The following is a 6617-nucleotide window of genomic DNA, read 5'->3' on the forward strand; positions in this document are numbered from 1 at the left end:
CGATGAAATGAATGTTTCATGGCGGGCACCCCGCGCCCGAACTCCGCGTCACCTGGAGCCCGCCTCATGGCCGACAACGCACCACGCAAACTGCGCCTGTGGGAGGCGCTCGCCCTATCCGTCGGGCTGATGGGCCCGACCCTGGCCATGGGCCTCAACGGTCCCGGCGTCGCCGCCGCCGTCGGCAAGGCCGTCCCGCTGGTCTTCGTGCTCGGCCTCATCGGGGTCGGGCTCGTCGGCTATGGCTTCTGGCGCCTGACGCAGCACTTCAACCACGCCGGATCCGTGTACGCCCTGGCCGGTGCCACCATCGGGCCGCGTGCCGGGTTCTTCGGCGGCTTCGCGCTCCTCGGCACCTACCTGTTCTTTCTGACGTGCACGCAGGCCGCCACCGGGGTGTTCGCGCACGCGTTCCTGGAGGCGCTCGGCGTCCACAACAGCGGCCCGTGGATCATCGTCGCCATCGTCACCGCGCTCGGCGTCACGGTCCTCAACTCGCGCGACACCAGGCTCACCGCGCGGACGCTGCTGATCATCGAGGGTTTCGGCATCCTCGCCATGCTCGTACTGGCCGCCGTCGTCGTCGGAGGCTCGGTCGTCGGGTCGGGCGGCGCCACCGAGAGCGGGGGAGCGCCCACCTTGGACCTCTCCACGTTCACCTCCGGCGGCACGACCTACGGCGCGGTCATGACCGCCACCGTCTTCGCGTTCCTGTCCTGGGCGGGTTTCGAGGCCTGCGCCTCGCTCGGCGAGGAGACCGACGACCCCAGGCGCAACATCCCCCGCGCCCTGGTCGGCAGCGTCGTGCTCACCGGCCTGCTCTTCGTCCTCATGATGTTCACCGAGACGATCGGCTTCGGCACGGACAAGGCGGGCGTCGACGCCTTCGTCGGTGCCGAGTCGCCGCTGTCCACGTTGTCCGCCCGCTACATCGGCACGTGGTTCGCCCTCGTGGTCGCCTTCACCGCGGTGGCGTCGGCGTTCGCGAGCTCGCTGTCCTCCTCCGCGGCCGCCGCCCGCATGCTCTTCGCCCTCTCCCGTGACGGTTTCGGGCCGAAGGCCCTCTCCCGCGTCGACCCCCGCACCGGGTCTCCCCGCGCCGCCCTGGTCGCCGTCGCCCTCGTCACGCTCGTCCTCGACGTCGTCGTCTGGGCGGCCGGGGCCGGTGCCTTCGACGCCTACTACTGGTTCGCCACGCTCGGCGTGCTGTGCATCCTCGTCGCGTACGCCGTGGCGGGCGTCGGCGTCATCGCCTTCACCTTCTCCGGCCGCTCCGCCATCCGTCGCTGGGAGGTGGTGCTGCCGGTGGCCGGCATCGCCTACCTTCTGTTCGTCTTCTACAAGCAGTCGTCCGGCCAGGACGCGCCGTACTCCTACTTCCCGTGGATCGCGGGCGCCTGGTGCCTGCTCGGCGTCGTGGTGGTCCTCTCCGCACCCGCCCTCGCCCGGCGCATCGGCGAGCGGCTGACCTCCGAGCTCACCGGTACGGGGAGCGTCGTGGAAGAGCTGGTGGAGCAGCCTCGATGACCTCGCTCTACGACGCCGATCTCGCCGTCGTGGCCGGGGCGCAACGGCTGCGGTTCTTCCCGCTCGCCCCGGTCTCCGGGCACGGGGCCCGCCTGGTGGAGGCGGACGGCCGCGAGCTGATCGACCTCTCCGGCGCCTGGAGCGCGGCCGGTGTCGGCTACGCGCATCCGCGGGTCGTCGAGGCCGTGGAGCGGGCGGTACGGCGGATGCCGGGGGTCGGCGTGCTGTCGGCCACCAATCCCGAGGCGGTCGCGCTCGCCGAGGAGCTGCTGGCCATCACCCCTGGCGGACCCGCCCGCCGCGTGTACCTGGGTCACGCCGGCTCCGACGCCAATGCCGCGATCATCAGGAGCGTCCGCGCCGCGGGCGACCGCCCGCGCATCATGACGTTCGAGGGCTCGTACCACGGCGGGCTCGGCCCCGCCCAGCACGTCTCCGGCCTCCATGTCGCGGCGGGCGTCGAACGCGACCCCGGTCTGGTGCTCGTGCGCTACCCGGACCTCGGCGGCGTGGGCGCGCGGCTCGCCGAAGGCGACGTCGCCGCGGTGATCGTCGAGCCGATTCTCAGCGACGGGGGAGTGGTGATCCCACCGGCCGGTTTCCTCACCGGACTCGCCGACCTGTGCCACCGGCACGGCACATGGCTGGTCGCCGACGAGGTCAAGGTCGGTCTCGGCAGGACCGGCCGGCTGCATGCCTTCGAGTACGACGGCATCACCCCTGACCTCGTCGCGCTCGGCAAGTCGCTCGGCGGAGGGCTGCCGCTCTCCGCGGCGATCGGCCCGGCCGGCATCCTCGACGCCGCCGAGGGATCGTCGCTGCTCACGACCACCGGCAACCCGGTGGCGGCCGCGGCCGGGCGCGCCGTGCTGCGCATCCTGGCCGAGGAGGAGCTGCCCGCCCGCGCGGCCCGGCTCGGTGTGGGGCTGAGCGCCGGGCTCGGCGAGCTCCGGGCCCGTCACGACCAGGTGGCGGACGTGCGCAGCCGCGGGCTGATGGGCGGTATCGAGCTGACCGGCGCCTCGACCGCGGCGAAGGTCGTCTTCCGCGCATACCAGCTCGGAGCGGTGCTCTACTACGTAGGACCGAAGTCGAACGTCCTGGAGCTCACCCCTCCGCTGGTGATCGACGAGGCCGATCTCGACCGGGCGCTGGACATCCTCGACACGGCCATCGCCGATGTCGCGGCAGGCAGAGTGGACGACGCGGCCGTCGCGCCGTACAGAGGCTGGTGACGTGCACATGACATCGATGATCTTCGTTGCGACCTGCGACCTCGCGGGGCAGACCCGCGGCCGGGCCGTCCCGGCGGCCGACCACGAAAAGGTGCTGCGCACCGGGGTCGGCTGGGTGCCCGCCGACCTCGCGATCAGCTGCTTCGGCCCGATCGCCGAGGACAACGTGTTCGGCTCGACCGGTGACCTGCGGCTGGTGCCCGACGCGTCGACCGGCGTCGACATCCCGGCGGACGGCACGCACCCGGGCGTGCGCCTCTACCTCGCCGACCAGGTGCTGCCCGACGGGTCGCCGTGGCCGTGCTGCCCGCGCGCCTTCGCCCGCACGGCGCTCGCCGAGTTCCGCGCGCTGACGGGCCTGGAGGTCGTGGCGTCGTTCGAGCACGAGTTCGTCATCGAGGGGCTCCCGGACTCCCCGCCGTTCTCGTTCGGGCGCTTCCGCGACGCCGAGCCGTTCGGGTCGCGGCTCGTCGAGCTGATGATCCAGGCCGGCCTCGAACCGGAGACCTGGCTCCCGGAGTACGGCGACGGCCAGTTCGAGGTGACCATGCGGCCGAGCGACGCCATGGTGGCGGCGGACCGCGCGGTGCTGCTGCGCGAGCTGGTCCGCGACCTCGGCCGCCGCCACGGCCACCGGCCGACCTTCGCGCCGCTGCTCAGTCCCGAGGGCTCCGGCAACGGCGTGCACGTGCACCTCTCACTGCGTGACGCCGAGACCGGGGCGCCGGTGCTCTTCGATCACGCGAGACCGGGGCGGCTGTCGGAGATCGGCGGCCGGTTCGCGGCCGGCGTCCTCCGGCACGCCCGCGCGATCACCGCCATCACCGCGCCCAGCCCCGTCTCGTTCCTGCGGCTCACCCCGCACCGCTGGAGCGCCGGCGGCGTCTTCCTGGCCGAGCACAACCGTGAGGCGTTGCTGCGCATCTGCCCCACCACGGCGGACGGCGACGTGGCGCGGCAGCTCAACCTGGAGTTCCGCGCCGCCGACGCGACCGCGAACCCATGGCTGGTGATCGGCACGCTGGTACGGGCCGGACTGCGGGGCATCACCGCCGGGTACCCCGAGCCGAAGGTGTGGCCGGAGAACAGCACCGAGGCCGAGCTGTCGGGCGTGCCCCGCCTGCCCGGGTCGCTGGACGAGGCGCTCGTCGAGCTGGCCAAGGACGATGTCGCGCGGGGCTGGTTCGACGATGACCTGCTGCAGACGCACCTCGACGTGAAGCGGACCGAGCTGGCGCTGGTCGAGGGGCTGGAGCCCGAGGAGAAGTGCCGGAGGATCGCCGATGCCTACTGATCTCAAGACGAAGATCGACGAGATCGGGCTGGTCGACCACCACGTACACGGCGCGCTGCGCCGGCCGGTGGAGCGGCCGGTGTTCGAGGAGCTGATCACCGAGTCCGACCGGCCGATCCCGCCGTGGATGACCCAGTTCGACTCGCAGGTGGGCTTCGCGATCCGCCGGCACTGCGCGCCGCTGCTCGGGCTGGAGCCGTCGGCGAGCGCGGACGACTACTGGGCCGCGCGGTCCGCGGTGGCCCCGGACGAGCTGGCCCGCACCTTCCTGCGCGCCGGCGGGACCGACCACTGGCTGGTGGAGACGGGTTACAAGGGCGACCAGATCCTCAGCCCGGCCGAGATGGCGTCCGCCGGTGGCGCCCGGGCCGACGAGGTGGTGCGGCTGGAGGCGGTGCTGGAAGAGCTGGCCGGTACGGGCACCTCCGCCGCCGGCCTGCGCGACGGCTTCCGCGCGGCACTGGAGGAGCGGACGCGCGGCGCCGTCGGGTTGAAGAGCATCGTGGCCTACCGCTACGGCTTCGACTTCGACCCGGCGCCTCCGACCGACGCCGAGGTGCGGAGGGCCGCCGGCGACTGGCTGCGGGAGATCGGCAAGGGGGCGGTGCCGCGCGCCGACGACCCGGTGCTGCTGCGGATGCTGCTGTGGGCGGGGGTCGAAACGGGTCTGCCGCTGCAACTCCACACCGGTTACGGCGATCCGGACGTCGAGCTGCACCGCTGCGACCCCCTGCTGCTGACCCGCTGGCTGAAGTCCGTGGAGCCCACCGGGTCCGCCATCCTGCTGCTGCACTGCTACCCCTTCCAGCGCAACGCCGGCTATCTCGCCCAGGTCTTCCCGCACGTCTACTTCGACGTGGGGTTGGCGATCAACTACACCGGCGCGCGCTCCGACGCGATCGTGGCCGAGAGCCTGGAGCTCGCGCCGTTCGCCAAGGTCCTCTACTCCTCCGACGCGTGGGGCCCGCCGGAGTTGCACTACCTCGGCGCGCTGCTGTGGCGCCGCGGCATGACGCGTGCCCTGTCGGCGTGGGTGGAGGAGGGCGAGTGGGCCGCGGCGGACGCCGTACGGGTCGCGACGATGATCGGGCGCTCCAACGCGGCCCGCGTCTACGGATTGGACCTCGGATGAGCGAGTACGCCGAGCTGTGGGCGGCCCTCGAGCAGGAACTGCCCGCGGCGCTGTCGTTGCGCCGCCGGCTGCACGCCTCGCCGGACCTCTCCGGCGAGGAGTCGGCGACACGCGACGCCGTACTCGCGTCGCTGCCCGACGGGCTGCCGCTGACCAAGGTCGCGGAGACCGGGGCGGTGGTGCGTGTCGGCGGGCCGGGGCCGGCCGTCGGAGTGCGCGGCGAACTGGACGCGCTCGCGGTGACGGAGGCGACCGGCGTCGAGTGGAGCTCGCGGAACCGCGGAGTCATGCACGCCTGCGGCCACGACGTGCACCTGGCCGCGCTGGTGGCGATGGCCCGCGCCGTGCACAGGGTGGGAGGGCCCAAGCCGTTGCTGCTGGTCCTGCAACCACGCGAGGAGACCTATCCCTCGGGGGCGCAGGACATCGTCGAGAGCGGCGTGCTCGGCGCCGAGCGGTGCGAGGCGATGATCGGCGCGCACGTACAGCCGGTGCTGGGGCCGGACGTCGTCGCCTGCGTGCCCGGCGGTGTCAACGCCTCTTCCGACGAGTTCCTGATCAGCGTGCACGGCGAGTCGGGCCACGCCGCCTACCCGCATCTCACGCGCGACCCCGTTCTGGCCCTGTCGCACACGGTGGTCGCGCTCCAGAGCGTCGTCAGCCGGTCGATCGACCCGATGGCGCCGGCGGTGGTGGGGGTCTCGTCGCTTCAGGCGGGGAGCGCGGCCAACGTCGTCCCCGGCCTGGCCAGGGCGCGTGGCACCATACGGGCACTGTCGACGGCGACGCGCGAGCTGCTGCACCAGCGAGTCGTCGAGGTGGCGGAGTCGGTGGCGCGGACGCACGGCTGCGAGGCGGAGGTGACCTTCGTGAAGGGGGAGCCCGTGCTGGAGAACAACCCCCGGCTGGTGGCGCAGGTGTCCCGGCTGCTGCGGTCGCACGGGCTGGAGGTCTCCGACACGCTGCGCTCGGTGGGCGCGGACGACTTCTCCTTCTTCGCCGAGCGGCTGCCGTCGGTGATGCTGTTCGTGGGCACCGAGACCGACGTCTCCCTGCACAGCGACAGGTTCCTTCCCGGCGATGAGGACGTCGACCGGCTCGCCCGCGCCATGCTGGTCGGCTACCTCGGCGCGTGTACGGCGCTGTGACCGACCTCAGGCGCCACCGGCGACGGGGGGACCGTACCGGCTCGCCCTCCGCGTGGTGCTCGGGGGAGTCTGCCGAGGGCCTCGGTGAGGATGGCGGCGGTGTCGGCGATGAGCTTGTCGTCGTAGGGGGTGCCCTGGGCGTGGTGGTCGGTCTACCGGTTTTGTCCGTAGTGCTCCGGCCTTCATGACTCCGTTGGCGAATACTCTGTGTTATGCGGTGATCGTCTGGCGCAGTCTGATGAAGCGTGATGTGCGGGTTCGTCCCAAGGGTGTCTCGGTCA

Annotated in this window: 5 protein-coding genes; all 5 read left to right on the top strand. The window is 72.4% G+C overall.

Annotation, left to right across the window (positions count from 1 at the left end; translation table 11 throughout):
• Positions 1-66 precede the first annotated feature (66 nt).
• The 5 genes from AB0H21_RS19335 to AB0H21_RS19355 are packed head-to-tail and all read left to right on the top strand — an operon-like array spanning position 67 to position 6336.
• The gene (locus AB0H21_RS19335; protein WP_358518004.1) at positions 67-1527 is read left to right on the top strand and encodes an APC family permease; all 1461 of its coding nucleotides are present in this window, start codon (positions 67-69) and stop codon (positions 1525-1527) included.
• Positions 1524-2762, top strand: a complete 1239-nt coding sequence (locus AB0H21_RS19340; protein WP_358518007.1) for an aspartate aminotransferase family protein — start codon at positions 1524-1526, stop codon at positions 2760-2762. The genes AB0H21_RS19335 and AB0H21_RS19340 overlap by 4 nt, the downstream gene beginning before the upstream one ends.
• 7 nt (positions 2763-2769) lie before the next feature.
• Positions 2770-4056: a glutamine synthetase family protein gene (locus tag AB0H21_RS19345; protein ID WP_358518009.1), complete on the top strand. Its 1287-nt coding sequence runs from the start codon at positions 2770-2772 to the stop codon at positions 4054-4056.
• Positions 4046-5188 carry an amidohydrolase family protein gene (locus AB0H21_RS19350; RefSeq protein WP_358518012.1) on the top strand — a complete coding sequence of 381 codons (1143 nt, stop codon included), beginning with the start codon at positions 4046-4048 and terminating at the stop codon, positions 5186-5188. The genes AB0H21_RS19345 and AB0H21_RS19350 overlap by 11 nt, the downstream gene beginning before the upstream one ends.
• Positions 5185-6336 carry a M20 family metallopeptidase gene (locus AB0H21_RS19355; protein ID WP_358518014.1) on the top strand — a complete coding sequence of 384 codons (1152 nt, stop codon included), beginning with the start codon at positions 5185-5187 and terminating at the stop codon, positions 6334-6336. Before AB0H21_RS19350 ends, AB0H21_RS19355 begins: the two co-directional genes overlap by 4 nt.
• Positions 6337-6617 lie beyond the last annotated feature (281 nt).

Source organism: Sphaerisporangium sp. NPDC051011 (genome assembly GCF_040653595.1).
Classification (GTDB): Bacteria; Actinomycetota; Actinomycetes; order Streptosporangiales; family Streptosporangiaceae; genus Sphaerisporangium.